We start from the raw sequence: 13,947 nt of genomic DNA, 5'->3' as shown, positions 1-13,947 counted from the left end.
TTAAAGTCTGGCGACCATAGCGAGGTGGTCCCACTCCTTCCCATCCCGAACAGGACAGTGAAACACCTTAGCGCCGATGATAGTGCAGATTACCTGTGTGAAAGTAGGTCATTGCCAGACACCCTAAGCCGTAACAAGACCCCCGTACTCGAAAGAGGCGGGGGTTTTGCTTTGCGCGGAAGAAATGAGTTCCTGAATCGCACGGGTTTCGCGGAGGCCATTAGGTTTGAATCAGACCAACATGGCCTGCCCGCTTTGATTACGATAATAATTTCCTTCTGCTTCAGCAGGTGGAATACGGCCAACCGACCCCAGCAAACGATGCTGATTGACAGGCTTGAACGGGATCGCCACTTTGTCGACGACACCGTGTGCGGAGCGTTTCGGGTGTGCAGCCAATTTTGCTGGCAATGGAACCGAGCTGGGCCCACTCGGATGGATATTGTGGGCACGGTGCTCAATATCCATGCGCACAGCGCGTTCGCGGACTTCGGGGGAAAACTGAGTTGATTTCTTCATGGCTCTATTCTTGCAAGAATTGGAGCCTCCACGAAACTTGGTGCGATTCATTGTTGTGTAATAAAGCCGCGATAGCGGCTTTATTTTTGAGCGGAGTATGCCTGTGAATGCGGTTAAGCCTTCCCAGAGAGCTGGGCATTACTTACAAGAATGGTTCCATGGCAGATTTTTTTGCATAAGGCGTGGGATGTTTTGTAATTAATTATAAAAAGTGAGTGGGGTGCCCCACTCAAAATCACCATCCGACGGGAGGGGCAATTGTGGGGTTTAGTAAAGACTAGAGTGGATTAATGTTTATGGAATAGGAGTTTAATCATGCCCACCCAGCTGCTTGCGCTTGGTGTGATCGGCGTGCGTTTATATGAACGTATTTTGACATCTCCAGCACAGTATTCTAATGAATTAGCGGATCATATCGTTGATGAAATTAATTACTACCTTCCCATGGCACCTTTAAAGGAAGAAACTTTATTGTTTCATTTGGCTTGTGAAATTCATCTGGCATTGGAAGAATGCGATGAAAAAATCAATACGATCGCTGGCCGTCATGAGGCTGCTGTGATCGTTTCGGGCTTAATTGCCCAGACTAAGCGGTTTTCTCACCTATACCATGATTAAATCAGACTATTTTTATATGCTGATTCAAATCTTAAAAGGCCTTATTTGAAACAGGGTAAAACGCAGCCTCCAGGGAAGGCTGTGTGTTGTTTATGAACATGTCACTTTAGGCAAATTAGCTTTCAGTGCTGGAAAAAGCCGGGTATTTGATCGTACTGTCTTCTGAATAATCAGCTTTGATTAAAAATACTAAAAGTAAAAAAAGGAATATCCTCAGGCAATATGTAACGGTCAGAGCGCTTATTTAAGGGTATGCTAACAGCGCCCATTCCGGAGGCTAAAGGCGAGCTGATATGCGTATACGTAGTTCTGATTTGATTGAACCTCTGGCAGCAATTATGGCTGTCGGAGCTTTAATTTGGTTGGGTTTAATGATTATGGCCCCATTTCTTGCTTCAGTTATTTGGGCCGGCATTCTGGTTTATACCACCTGGAAGCCTTATCAATATTTAGTAAGACTTTGCAGAGGCAGTCGCTTTACTGCAGCCCTGCTCTTTATTACGGCTTTACTGACGTTTTTAGTTTTGCCTTTGCTTCTTGCCGGGTTTGAATTTGCCAGTCAGGCGGGGTCATTGATTAAAACGGTGAGTTTGCAATTTCAGCTGGGCTGGCCGGATTTACCTGCATGGGTCAGTACGTTTCCCTATTTAGGCGAGTTGATCAATGGATTCTGGATAAAGCTTGGCCAGGGTGATCCTGCGCTATTAGAGCGTATTCGTGGATTAAGCGGGCCTGTGGCATCGGGCCTGTTACGTTTTGGCGGTATTGTAGGCGGCGGATTTTTATTATTGGCCTTAAGTTTGATTGTGGCCTTTTTCTTTTATTTACATGGGGAACGCGCTGCGGCATGGCTAAAAGGCATGATGTGGCGTATTGCAGGTGAGAAAGCAGAATCACTCTTGCAGGTTGCGGCAGGTACGATCAGAGGCGTGGTCTATGGCTTTTTAGGAACTGCTTTGGTGCAGGGAGTTTTAGCCTGGTTTAGTTTCTTTATTTCCGGTGTGCCTAATTCTCTGACATTAGGTTTTGCCAGTTGTTTTCTTTCTATTTTACCGGGCGGGCCAGGGCTGATTGGTATACCTGCTGCGGCCTGGCTTTATTATCAGGGGCATACGGGCTGGGCAGTTTTTCTGGCGCTTTGGATGATTTTTGTAGTGGGCACTGCTGATAATGTGGTGAAACCGCTCTTTATTGGTAAAGAAAGCGATTTACCATTTATTTTGATTTTATTTGGCGTATTGGGCGGAGCTTTGTCGTTTGGTTTATTGGGAGTCTTTTTAGGCCCGACGCTATTAGCAGTATGTTACGCCCTGCTGGGAAGCTGGGTAAAAGGAAGTCCTAAAGCCGGACAGTGCTGATTGGCAGAGTATCGTATTAAAAAGAGCACCGTATTCAAATAGACGGTGCTCTTTTTTTATTATTTGATTTCAAATATTTTGCCAAAATTAGCAATTTCCAGCACTGCTTTCACTGTGCCTCTACAGTTAATCAGGGTTACTTTGCGGCCATTGGCCCGCTCGTTCAGGAGCAGCAGCATACCCAAGGCGGCGGAGTCCATATAGTCGACGGCGCTGAAATCCATTTCAAGTTCAGTAAGGCCTGGTGTCTCAAGTGCTGCTGTTGTGGCTTGTTTAAACTCGCGGTGCGATTCAAACGTAAAATTGCCGTTCAGCATAATCCGGCCTTTATGATCGTCAATCTTGGTGCTGGTTTGCATGATTTTGTTCCTCGTTGATCTTGACTCTGTCTCTTGCTGTTGCATTTTGTAAGCAAGCAGTACTCTGGCTTCTTCCTTATTGTAGAGTTGCATTTGGGTTTTTGCTGGGGATTGATCGATTTGCCCGCTGGTTTACTCGCTGATGCCGTAACGCTGTTTTGTTTTACGAAAAAATTCTTGCAGTTGCAAACCCCGCCCATTGCCAGGATCCAGATCATGGATGCGCAGCAGATAATCATTGCTGAGCTGCATCCATTCCTGATGCCAGCCATGCTGATTGGTATAGGCGAGAAGGGCGTTCACGGTATTCAGCAGCACTTGTATATTTCCAGGCATATCGGTGGCTGCGCGGATAAACAGTTCTGCCGCGCCTGCCAGATCGCCACTGCGTGCCATTTTTACGGCCTCATTATTGAGTGCCACAATACTGGCGCTGTTTTCTTTAATGAGTTGTTCAGCCTGATCCTGATGACCATGCTGGCGGTAAAGCGTGGTGATTTTGCTGGCAAGGCTCAGATCATCATGGCTGTTTTTCAGCAGATTACGTACCACAATCTCGGCCAGGGCTTCCTGCTTCTGATTAAAGCAGGCTTTAGCCAGCGCCATGCCCACCATTACTGATGGCGGCAGGGTGAGCTGAACCAGCTGCCCCAGGGCTGTTCTGAGCTGATTCTGAGCTTTTTCTACATCGCCCTGATGCATATAGATGTCTGCATCCAGCGCATCGGCCAGTACGCTGACCTGAGGGTCTTTAAAGTCTTTACGGATTTCTTCTACGGTGAGCCTGGCAGCGGCTACATCACCCCGGCTGATCTGCACGTCGGCCAGCTGACCGTAATCAGCAGGGTTGCGCAAAAAGGAGTGTCTGGAGATTTTTACGGTTTCAAGCAGTGCGTTTTCGGCCGTGGCCAGATCACCGCTTTTAAGCGCGGCTTCACCCAGCTGACGCTGCCTGCTGACTACAAATGGGGATTTATTTATCGCCCGCTTCAGCGTTTCCTGAGCGGCGTTATCTTCGCCGATGGCCTGCTGTGCACGGGCCAGCCAGTCGTAGGCTTCCAGTGCGTGTTTATGTGCGCTGATAATGGCCTTAAAAACCGTCAGTGCTTCCGGGTAGTTTTTCAGCTGGTAGAGTGCTTTGCCCAAAGCCATTTTTGCCCATGGTAATTCTTGTTCTACCAACAGCTGCCTGCACTGATCCCGCACGCTGACCCAATCGCCAATGCGCAGCAGAAGATGAATTTTAAGGCGTAAAAAATCCTGGGTGTATTCGGCGCTGGTATTGGCCGCCTTGCTGCAAAGCTGGATCGCACTTAAGAAATCATGCGCCATGATGGCTTCATCAACTAATTTAAAGCGCACTTTCTTTTGTAAAGCACCGAGTACCCGGCTGTAGAGCATTTCGCCTGTGAAGGGCTTGAGCAAAATAGCGTCTGGGGATTGCTCGGCAGCGCCCAGAACTTTTTGCGCCTGCCGCTCGGCAGTAGTAATGATAAAAATTGAAGACGCTTTAAGTAAATCCAGCCGCCTTGCTTCATCAAATAAAAACAACCCATCCTGGCCTTTGCCTAAGTCATATTCACAGAGAATCAGCTCGTATTTAAGCTTTTTCATACTGGTCAAGGCTTCGGTGCTATTGCTGGCATGATCAATATGGCTGGTGCCGTACTGGCCTAGTATCATCCCAAGGCTGCGCCTGACTTCCGCCAGCGGATCAATAATCAGCACACGTAAGGAGGCGACATCGGGGATTCCATTGGCCGCTTTACGCTTGGCTGTGGCAGAGGAGATAACCGAGAAGGCGCTTATTTTTTCAGCCATGATTTAAGGCGTATTGTCCGTTTAAAAACGCATCAATCCTGCCATAGATTAACCGGGCAGGGCGCAGAATTTCTGTTGAGTCAGCCTGCATACAGACTCCTCCCTGTAGTGCAGGCTGAACAACAGCGATCAGATTACTTTTAACTTGGCGTAAGCCACGGCCAGCCATTTAGATCCAGCCGTTGCAAAATTGACCTGCACATTGCCATTGGCTCCGCCTTCATGATCGGTAACAACACCCTGACCAAATTTTGGATGCTCTACATTTGTGCCAATCGCAAGACCATGCTCTGGTGTGGGGGCTTTGATTTTGCTGGCTACGGTGGCCGGGCCTGAATAACCTTGCGGCGCATAACCACGATTCAGAAATTTTAGCAGCTGCTGAGGAATCTCCTGCATAAAGCGGCTGGCTACGGCGTATCGTGTTTGGCCATGCAGCATACGGCTTTGTGCAAGGGTAATGTAAAGACGGCGGCGTGCCCGGGTAATCGCAACGTACATCAGGCGGCGTTCTTCTTCTACGGCCCTTGCATCATTCATGCTGTTGTCGTGGGGAAAAAGCCCCTCTTCAAGGCCGCATAAAAACACAGCATGAAACTCCAGACCTTTGGATGCATGAACGGTCATCAGCTGCAGGGCTTCTTCGTGAGCACCCGCCTGATGGTCTCCAGCCTCAAGGCTGGCATGGGACAAGAAGGCGATCAGATTGTTTTCGTCTTCCTGCACAAAATTGGTGGCTGCATTAATCAGCTCGCCCAAGTTGGCCAGCCGCTCTTCACCTTCTTTATCTGCCTGATAATGGGCGCGCAGGCCAGAGAGATCCAGCATCATATCGACCAGCTCCGGCATGGCAAGGCCAGTTGCCTGCGAGCGCATGGTTTCAATGATTTCAGCGAATTTTCTGACCGCAGCCGCACCGCGTCCGGCTGCCCCCGAGCAGGCCGCCTGCCAAAGCGTGGTACCGCTGTGCTGGGCGGTTTCCTGAATACTTTCGATGGTGCGGGCGCCGATGCCCCGTGTGGGGAAGTTGATCACGCGCAGCAGGGCATTATCGTCGCCTGGGTTGGCAATCAGCCGTAAATAAGCAAGTGCGTGTTTGATTTCCTGGCGTTCAAAAAAGCGTAAACCGCCATACACCCGGTAAGGCACGCCTGCTGTAAATAAAGCATGCTCAATCACGCGGGATTGGGCATTCGCACGGTAAAGAATTGCAATATCGTTGGCTGCCGTGCCTTCCCTCATCAGGGTTTGCGCTTCTTCTACAATAAATGCAGCTTCTTCAAAATCAGTTGCAGCTTCAAAAACACGAATTGGCTCGCCGGCTGGCTCGCTTGTCCACAATTCTTTACCTAAACGATTTTGGTTATTACTAATTACCGCATTGGCTGCATCTAAGATATTGCCTTGGGAGCGGTAATTTTGCTCTAAGCGAATCACATGTTTTACAGAAAAATCGCTTTGAAAATCATGCATATTTCCTACATTTGCACCGCGAAATGCGTAAATTGACTGATCGTCATCACCTACCGCAAATAGCGCATTATTCTGGCCGGCTAAAAGTTTTAACCAGGCATATTGCAGCTTATTTGTATCCTGAAATTCATCGACTAAAATGTGACGGAAACGGCTTTGATAGTGTTCACGTAAAGATTCATTTTTAGAAAGTAATTCGTAACAGCGTAGTAATAATTCAGAGAAATCCGCTACGCCTTCCCGCTGGCATTGTTTCTCGTATTCTTCATAAATTAATCGCAGCATGCGCGAATAATCATCCCATGCATCTGTATCACCGGCCCGGCGGCCATTTTCTTTATGACCATTAATATATTGCTGGACTACTTTTGCCGGATACTTTTCATCATCTATATTTAAAGCTTTCAATATGCGTTTAATTAGCGACAGTTGTTCGGCAGAATCCAAAATTGCAAAAGTTTCGGGTAAGCCAGCATCACGCCAGTGCAAACGCAGCATACGATTACATAAACCATGAAATGTACCGATCCATAATCCGCGCGGATTAAGCGGCATCATGGCGGTAATACGCATCAGCATTTCTTTGGCGGCTTTATTGGTAAAGGTAACAGACAATAAACCGGCAGGGCTGCATTGCCCGGTTGATAAAAGCCAGGCAATACGGGTAGTGAGTACACTGGTTTTACCACTGCCGGCACCCGCAAGAATGAGCGCATGTTCCAGAGGTAATTCAACGGCTGCGGCTTGTTCAGGATTCAGTTTTGCGGTGAGGGGATGCGACATGGCAATGATTCACAGGTAAGGAAGGGGATTTTGTATGGCTCAATACAAACAAGGCAGCCAGGGCTGCCTTGTTTGGTCTTACGTGCATAGCTTCAATTTTTTATAAAATTACACGGATATTTACGGTTTCTTTTTCTTTTTAAAAGGTCTTTAGCAGAAGGAATCAGACTGATATCTGATTTCTTATTGCATCAGGATCTCTTACAGATCAAGGCACTACGGGTCTATTCGTCATTTCATAAAAAACGCAGTCAATTAAGCAATGCGCAATTCTTCTAATGAGCGGCCTGTTGCCAGGAATTCAATTGCCCATTGTGGCTTACGGCCACGGCCAGTCCATGTTTGTTCTGCATCAGCTGGATTACGGAATTGTGCTTTAGCTGTAGAAGCTGCTTTTTTAGCTGCTTTTTTGTCGCTGCTTGTGCCCAATACGTCGGACAATGAGAAGCCTTTAGAAGCAACCAGGTTTTGCAGTTCAGCAATCAGATTTTGCTTTTCTGATTCTTTGCGGCGAACAATTTCAACTTCCAGGTTTTTCTTCAGTTCAACTAACTCGCTATAGCTCAGTGGGGATAGATCAATCATGGTAATTCTCCTTGGGTCTTTGAATTGGGGTACTCCACCGAACGGATTATGGATATCTATTCTCCACAATTCAAGCTTTCTTAATTACCTAGCCAAAGATTTACTGAATTTAGATCTTTTTCAGACAATTCTCCGCTGGTTGCAGCCAATTGCAGGCGGGCATACAAATAGGTGTAACGCGCTACGGTAAGGTCATAACGAGTGGAGAAATAAGTTTGTTCGGCATTAAGTACATCAATAGTTGTACGTACTCCTACTTCTCTGCCTAATTTAGTTGATGCTAATGATGATTCACTTGATTTAAGCGCCTGCTGTAAAGCGACAATTTGTGCCGCACCAGAACTCACGCCTAAAAATGCTTGTTTTGTAAATTGAGCCGTATCACGGCGGCTGGCTTCTACTGTCTGGCGTTGTTGTTCTTTTTTAGCGAGCGCTTCGCGTAATTTGGATGAACGATCTCCCCCTGTATACAAAGGAATTGATAATTGCAAACCAATTTGACCCGAGCCGGCACGGTCTAATCCACCCGATTTGGATATGCCGGCTGAATTCCATGTATTACCATAGCCAGCAGTTAAATCGAGTGTAGGAGAGCTTTCTAAGCGGTATTTATCAATTTCGCGGCTGGCAATATCCAAGCCTAATTGTTGACCTGCAATCACTAAACTGCCATTTTCACTGCGTTGCAGCCATGAATTCATATCATTTGGCTGCGGTGGTACAGGTTGCTGGCGATTGCTGATTGGCTTCAGATTAAGCGGGCTGAGCTGAGTGAGCTGCTCATAGGCATTTCGTTTAATTGCCATATCATTATGTGCGGCAATTTCAGCTGAGTTGATGGCATCAAAGCGGGCTTGTGCTTCATCTGTATCGGTAATGGTAGAAACACCCACTTCAAAAGATTTTTTTGCCTGAGCAAGTTGCTGGGCTACCGCTTCTTTTTGCGCTGTTGTTTGTTTTACTTTTTCTTCTGCACCCAAAACTTCAAAATAGGCTTTTGCCACACGCAGAATTAAGTCTTGTTCCGCTACCCTGAAAATAACTTCGGCCTGCTCGGTTTGTTTTTTTAGCTGATCAGCGCCTGCAAATGCCTCTGCACGGTAAATAGGCTGGATAAGGCCTAATTTATAGCCATAGCTATTGCCATTTTGGGTGGTGCTGTCAAAGTTTTCAGGGCTGTAGCTTGTTTGCTCCCGATTGGCGTTGCCAGATAAAGTAATATGCGGCAGTAATAAAGCTTTACCCTGCTCGGCTTTCTCTCTGCCTGCATCAAGCCCTGCGCGTGCAGCGGCAAAATTAGCGTCGTATTTTTGTGCGGCATGCCATGATTCAAGTAAATCTGCTGCAAAGAGCGGTTGTGAAAGCAGGGCGATGCTCAGTGCAATTAAAGTTTTGTTCATCTTTAGCGTCTCAGGTGTCTGTTAAATAGGCTGTTAAATTTTTTATCAGGGCAGTCAGGGCTTTCACGCGCCTGGTATTGCCCTGACAATGAAGCTTTACGGCTGTCAGATCGAAAAAAGGGGAATTTGCCTAAGCAAAATAATATCCCCTTTCTTTTTTTTTAAATTGTCTTAATTTCGTATGAATTATGTACCGGGCATTACACTTTTTTGCTTTCCGGCGGGCTTAGCCTGAACCATGCGGCATACAAAGCGGGTAAAAATAATAGCGTTAAAACGGTAGCAACAAATAAACCACCCATAATGGCAATCGCCATTGGCCCCCAGAAAGTGTCACGAGTGAGCGGAATCATGGCCAGAATGGCTGCAGCTGCGGTCAGCATAATAGGCCTGAAACGTCTTACTGCGGATTCAATCACAGCTGTCCAGGCATCATCCCCTGCCGCGCGATCCTGCTCAATCTGATCCATCAGAATGACAGAGTTGCGCATAATCATGCCTGAAAGTGCGATGACGCCCAACATCGCCACAAACCCGAACGGGGCCTGGAACAGCAGCAGGGAAATCGCTACGCCAATCAGGCCCAGTGGTGCGGTAAGCAGCACCATAATCATGCGCTGGATGCTTTGCAGCTGCAGCATCAGCAGTGTCATGACCACCAGCAGCATCAAGGGCATGACTTTATTGATCGATTCCTGGCCCGTTGCAGATGATTCCAGAGTGCCGCCGGTTTCAATATGGTAACCCTGAGGCAGCTTCGCTTCGATTTTACGCACCGCAGGCATCAGTGCATTGCTCACATCAGGGGCCTGGGCACTGCCAGCCACATCCGCACGTACGGTGAGCGTGGCGACCCGGTTACGCCGCCAGATCAGGCTTTCTTCGTTCTCCAGCTGCAAGGTTGCAAGTTGGGAAAGCGGTACAAATTGCCCTGATGGCAAGGGTACGCGCAGGTCTTTTAAGAAGTCGAGACGGGTGCGCTCGTTACTGGTCAGGCGGGTGACCACATCGATGCTCTGATCCGCTTCACGGTACTGCGTTGCAGTAATGCCGGATACGGCCATTTGCAGGTAAGTTGCCAGCTCTTGCGAAGTCAGCCCAAACTGGCGCAAACGATCTTGCTTTGTTTGCAGCCGGACAACTTTTACTTTTTCACCCCAATCGGTATGAACTTGCCGGGTATGCGGATTCTGGCGCATTGCATCTGCCACCTGGGCTGCGATGCGGTTCAGCTCGGCAGGGTTTTCTCCGCTGATACGAAACTGCACCGGATAACCCACAGGAGGGCCGTTTTCCAGCCGGGTGACACGTCCCCGCACCAGCGGGAAGTCGTCAGCAAATTTTTGGCTCAGACGTTTGTAAACGTTTTCGCGTACTTTTTCATCCTTGGTCATGACAGTGAGCTGGCCAAAGTTTAAGTTGGGCATTTGCTCGTCAAGCGGCAGATAGTAGCGTGGTGAGCCCACACCGATATAGCTGGTCACATGGGCCACATCGGGATCTTTCATTGCAATGGCTTCCATGCGCTTAACCTCGCGCTCGGTGGCTTCATACGAGGCGGTGTAGGGCAGCCACATATCCACCATCAGTTCGGGCCGTGCAGAGGCCGGGAAGAACTGCTGAGGGATAAAGAGGGCAAAGGTAGCCACCGCCACCAGAAACGCGCCCAAGGTGGCTGCAATCACCGTTTTGCGCCAGGTGACGCACCATGTCACCAGCTTGCGAAAACGTGCGTAAAAACCACCCTGATACACATCGTGCTCTTCATGGCGCGGGGTTTCCGGCAGCAGGTGATAGCCCATATAGGGGGTGAACACCACGGCCACAATCCAGGAAAGCACAAGGGCAATACCGATTACAGCAAAAATCGAGAAGGTATATTCACCCGCATCTGATTTGGCCAGCCCTACAGGCAAGAAGCCGGCTGCAGTAATCAGAGTGCCCGTCAGCATTGGAAAAGCAGTCGAGGTATAGGCAAAGGTGGCAGCATCAAAACGGCTCCAGCCCTGCTCCAGTTTCAGTGCCATCATTTCCACGGCAATAATGGCGTCGTCCACCAGTAAGCCCAGCGCGATCACCAGTGCGCCCAGCGAAATCCTTTGCAGCTCCAGATTGAAAATATTCATGCCAAGGAAGGTGAGCAACAAAACCAGCGGGATAGACAATGCCACCACAATCCCGGTACGCCAGCCCAGGCTTAAAAAGCTCACAGCCAGCACAATCACTACCGCTTCCAGCAGTGATTTCATAAAAATATGAATGGCGTTTTTCACCACTGCAGGCTGGTCAGAAATGGTATGAATTTCAATCCCTACAGGCAGATTGCTTCTGATTTTTGCTAATGACGCGTCAATTTGCTGGCCCATCTTCACGACATCGCCACCTTTACGCATGGAGATTCCAAGGCCAACCGCATCCTGCCCCTGATAGCGCATTTTGGTTTGTGGCGGGTCAATTGTGGCCCGGAATATCTGTGCAATATCACCCAGCAGGAAGGTTTTTCCTGCCACGGTAATGGGAAGGCTGCGCAGGTGATCTACGGCATTAAAGCCGCCGCTTACGCGTAAATAAACGTGTTCATCTTTGCCCTCAATGGCCCCCGCCGGGGTTACGGTATTGGTGGCTGCGATGACTTTATTAATTTGAAAAGGCGAAATACCGAGGCTGGCCAGCTTGGCATTGGAGTATTCCACATAGATTTTTTCATCCTGCTGGCCAATAAGCAGTGCCTTGTTTACATCAGGAATACGCAGCAGTTCGGTGCGGGCCAGCTCGATATATTTCTTAAGCTCAGGATAGGTAAATCCATCACCTGTAAATGCATAGAGATTGCCATAGGTGTCGCCAAACTCGTCATTAAAGAAGGGGCCGGATACACCAGGGGGGAGTTTGCCTTTTGCGTCGTTAATACGCTTTCTGACCTGATACCAGGCATCGGACACATTATTTTTCTGATCTTCGTGCAACATAATCGTGATCAGTGATTCGCCGCTGCGGGAGTAGCTTTTTGTGAAGTGAATATAAGCGATACCCTGCAGCGCTTCTTCCAGCTTATCGGTTACCTGCTGCTCCATTTCTGGCGCACTGGCTCCTGGCCAGAAGCTTCTGACTACCATGGCTTTAAAGGTGAATTCGGGGTCTTCTTTCATACCCAGTTTGCCATAGGCCAGAATACCGCCAAGAGTCAGTACGACCATCAGATACAGCACAAGCGACTGATGCTTGAGTGCCCAGGCCGACAGGTTAAAGCGTTGCTTGGTAAGATCAGGTTTTTCCACGATATTATTCTCCCTGAGCAGGCAGCAGTCTGACTGCTTGCCCTTCACGCAAGAGATGCACACCCGCAGTGACCACAACATCACCGGCTTTTAGCCCCTTCACCTGAACTTGCTCACTATTTTTGTGCTGAGCATCGATTTGCGCTTCGATCGGCTTGCTTTTTACACGCTGGTTTTCCACCAGCCAGACGCGCTGCTCTTTGTTTTTTCCATAGATGGCAGTCAGAGGCAGGGTGGTTGCGTTTTCGGTATGGCTGTTTTGGCTGCTTTTTACTGTGGCGCTCATGCCTAAACGAATTTCCGCTGACGGATTTTCTAATGACACTTTGGCGCGGTAAGTACGGCTGAGCGGATCGGCAGCGGGTGAGACTTCACGCACCTTGCCGTTAAAGGTTTTCCCCGGCAGAGCCCAGAAGCTGATTTCTGTTTTTTGGCCGGGTTTTAAATCAGTGCTGCGGGCTTCTGGTAAATCAATAAAGACCTCTGTTTCACCTGCTTTGGCCAGTTGTACGACTGGCTGCCCTGCTGCCAATACCTGGCCTGGCTCAGCGAGTGTGGCAGTAATGACGCCATCGCTGGTGGCCAGCAGCGTGGTATAGCCCGCCTGATTCTGGGCGACTTGTTGCTGTGATTGCGCCTGAACTAATTGTTTTTGCGCGGCAATTACTGCGGTTTGACGGCGGTCGACATCGGCCTGGCTTACAAATTTTTTGGCCAGCAGCTCTTGTGAGCGGCTTAGATCAAGCTTGAGCTGATCGAGCTGGCTTTGTGCCGCTTCAGTTTGTGCTTTTGCGGCGGCGGCATTGAGTACCATATCTTGTGCATCAATTCTGGCCAGCGGCGTGCCCGTTTTTACTTCTGCACCAATATCGACTAAGCGGCTGATCAGCTTGCCCGGAATTCTAAATCCAAGGGCGCTTTCCTGGCGGGCATGCAGCTCACCGGAGAACTCCGCATGGCTGTTTGCAGTGCCGGTGGCGAGTGTAATGGTGCGGACGGGGCGAATTTCTTCCTGAGGCCTGGCTTCTTCCTTGCAGGCGCTTAAGAGTGCTGCACTCATTAGCAGCAGCGGAATTGCTTTATTCATGTGCTTGATCCTTGGGTGAGGCCAGCAGGCCGTTCAGGAGGAGGTCAATTGTGGTATTCAGAAATCTTTCGGGCTCTAAAGTGTCAGGCAGGCAGTTGATGAGTGAGTGTTTCATCAGCATGGCAACGATAATGGGGGATGAAATCACTTCTATGGCGTAATCAATATCGGGCACTTTGAATTCGCCACTGGCCATTCCGCGCTCCAGAATGTGGCGCAAAATTTTATTGCCTGGGGTGACAAATTCTTCCTGGTATATTTTGGCGATTTGAGGGAAGTTGCTGCCCTCTGCAATCATCAGTTTAGGAAAAGCGGAAAGCTGGCTTTCCCCCATCGCCTGCCACCATGTTTTAAGCATGGCCTTCAGTAAGTCGGCCGAATTGCCCTGGAAACTTGCAAGTAACTCATGGCCTATAGTAAGTTGCGGTAATAATATCTCACGCATTACCGCTTCGAATATCTCTTCTTTGCCTGCAAAGTAAATATATGGTGTGCCACTGGTTACACCAGCCGCTTTTGCGATATCTGTCATTTTAGTTGCGGCAAAACCTTTGCTGACAAACAGCCCCAATGCCGCTTCTAAAATTTCTTGCGGGCGGGCTTCTTTCCTACGGGTCCAGCGTTTACATAACATGGTGAACCTGCAATTAATAAATAAATATTCAT

General features: G+C 48.7%; 10 protein-coding genes, 1 rRNA gene and 1 pseudogene. 3 read left to right on the top strand and 9 right to left on the bottom strand.

What is annotated here, in order from left to right; genetic code table 11:
* The first annotated feature begins 6 nt into the window (after nt 1-6).
* A 5S ribosomal RNA gene (gene rrf, locus HA050_RS03450) occupies nt 7-120 on the top strand.
* A gap of 238 nt (nt 121-358) precedes the next feature.
* Here the strand turns inward: rrf and HA050_RS03445 are convergent.
* Nucleotides 359-519, bottom strand: a pseudogene (locus tag HA050_RS03445) (IS3 family transposase); the annotation flags it as partial.
* A 315-nt stretch (nt 520-834) separates the two neighbouring features.
* On the opposite strand from HA050_RS03445, the gene HA050_RS03440 reads away from it, so the two are divergent.
* Both HA050_RS03440 and HA050_RS03435 read left to right on the top strand, forming a co-directional pair.
* Nucleotides 835-1,137, top strand: coding sequence for a hypothetical protein (locus HA050_RS03440; RefSeq protein WP_099396643.1), 303 nt, complete (start codon nt 835-837; stop codon nt 1,135-1,137).
* Between the two features lie 293 nt (nt 1,138-1,430).
* Entirely contained in the window at nt 1,431-2,495 is a 1,065-nt protein-coding gene (locus HA050_RS03435; RefSeq protein ID WP_166822026.1) for an AI-2E family transporter, read from the top strand.
* 59 nt (nt 2,496-2,554) lie between these two features.
* Here HA050_RS03435 and HA050_RS03430 read toward each other — a convergent pair whose 3' ends face one another.
* The 8 genes from HA050_RS03430 to HA050_RS03395 all read right to left on the bottom strand — a co-directional run bounded on the left by HA050_RS03430 (nt 2,555) and on the right by HA050_RS03395 (nt 13,915).
* A complete protein-coding gene (locus HA050_RS03430; RefSeq protein ID WP_205836270.1) occupies nt 2,555-2,854 on the bottom strand; it encodes an STAS domain-containing protein in 300 nt (99 codons plus the stop codon).
* Nucleotides 2,855-2,986: 132 nt separating this feature from the next.
* Entirely contained in the window at nt 2,987-4,675 is a 1,689-nt protein-coding gene (locus tag HA050_RS03425; protein WP_166822023.1) for a response regulator, read from the bottom strand.
* 129 nt (nt 4,676-4,804) lie between these two features.
* Entirely contained in the window at nt 4,805-6,931 is a 2,127-nt protein-coding gene (locus tag HA050_RS03420; RefSeq protein WP_166822020.1) for a UvrD-helicase domain-containing protein, read from the bottom strand.
* A gap of 255 nt (nt 6,932-7,186) precedes the next feature.
* On the bottom strand, nt 7,187-7,516 hold the full coding sequence (locus tag HA050_RS03415) for an H-NS histone family protein (protein WP_099396647.1): 330 nt from the start codon (nt 7,514-7,516) through the stop codon (nt 7,187-7,189).
* Nucleotides 7,517-7,596: 80 nt separating this feature from the next.
* Nucleotides 7,597-8,916, bottom strand: a complete 1,320-nt coding sequence (locus tag HA050_RS03410) for a TolC family outer membrane protein (RefSeq protein WP_166822017.1) — start codon at nt 8,914-8,916, stop codon at nt 7,597-7,599.
* A gap of 200 nt (nt 8,917-9,116) precedes the next feature.
* Nucleotides 9,117-12,194, bottom strand: a complete 3,078-nt coding sequence (locus HA050_RS03405; RefSeq protein ID WP_308418884.1) for an efflux RND transporter permease subunit — start codon at nt 12,192-12,194, stop codon at nt 9,117-9,119.
* A gap of 4 nt (nt 12,195-12,198) precedes the next feature.
* Nucleotides 12,199-13,281 carry an efflux RND transporter periplasmic adaptor subunit gene (locus tag HA050_RS03400; protein WP_166822011.1) on the bottom strand — a complete coding sequence of 361 codons (1,083 nt, stop codon included), beginning with the start codon at nt 13,279-13,281 and terminating at the stop codon, nt 12,199-12,201.
* Entirely contained in the window at nt 13,274-13,915 is a 642-nt protein-coding gene (locus tag HA050_RS03395; protein WP_166822009.1) for a TetR/AcrR family transcriptional regulator, read from the bottom strand. The genes HA050_RS03400 and HA050_RS03395 overlap by 8 nt, the downstream gene beginning before the upstream one ends.
* Nucleotides 13,916-13,947: the final 32 nt, after the last annotated feature.

The organism is Iodobacter violaceini, from assembly GCF_011601265.1.
Taxonomy (GTDB): Bacteria; Pseudomonadota; Gammaproteobacteria; order Burkholderiales; family Chitinibacteraceae; genus Iodobacter; species Iodobacter violaceini.
The sequence above is the reverse complement of the archived record's forward strand: the minus strand, read 5'-3'. Positions and strand labels throughout refer to the sequence as shown.

Excerpts from the sequence above, each read along its gene's own strand:
- HA050_RS03440 (WP_099396643.1), top strand. The coding sequence starts at position 835 with ATGCCCACCCAGCTGCTTGCGCTTGGTGTGATCGGCGTGCGTTTATAT.
- HA050_RS03435 (WP_166822026.1), top strand. The coding sequence starts at position 1,431 with ATGCGTATACGTAGTTCTGATTTGATTGAACCTCTGGCAGCAATTATG.
- HA050_RS03430 (WP_205836270.1), bottom strand. The coding sequence starts at position 2,854 with ATGCAAACCAGCACCAAGATTGACGATCATAAAGGCCGGATTATGCTG.
- HA050_RS03425 (WP_166822023.1), bottom strand. The coding sequence starts at position 4,675 with ATGGCTGAAAAAATAAGCGCCTTCTCGGTTATCTCCTCTGCCACAGCC.
- HA050_RS03420 (WP_166822020.1), bottom strand. The coding sequence starts at position 6,931 with ATGTCGCATCCCCTCACCGCAAAACTGAATCCTGAACAAGCCGCAGCC.
- HA050_RS03415 (WP_099396647.1), bottom strand. The coding sequence starts at position 7,516 with ATGATTGATCTATCCCCACTGAGCTATAGCGAGTTAGTTGAACTGAAG.
- HA050_RS03410 (WP_166822017.1), bottom strand. The coding sequence starts at position 8,916 with ATGAACAAAACTTTAATTGCACTGAGCATCGCCCTGCTTTCACAACCG.
- HA050_RS03400 (WP_166822011.1), bottom strand. The coding sequence starts at position 13,281 with ATGAATAAAGCAATTCCGCTGCTGCTAATGAGTGCAGCACTCTTAAGC.
- HA050_RS03395 (WP_166822009.1), bottom strand. The coding sequence starts at position 13,915 with ATGTTATGTAAACGCTGGACCCGTAGGAAAGAAGCCCGCCCGCAAGAA.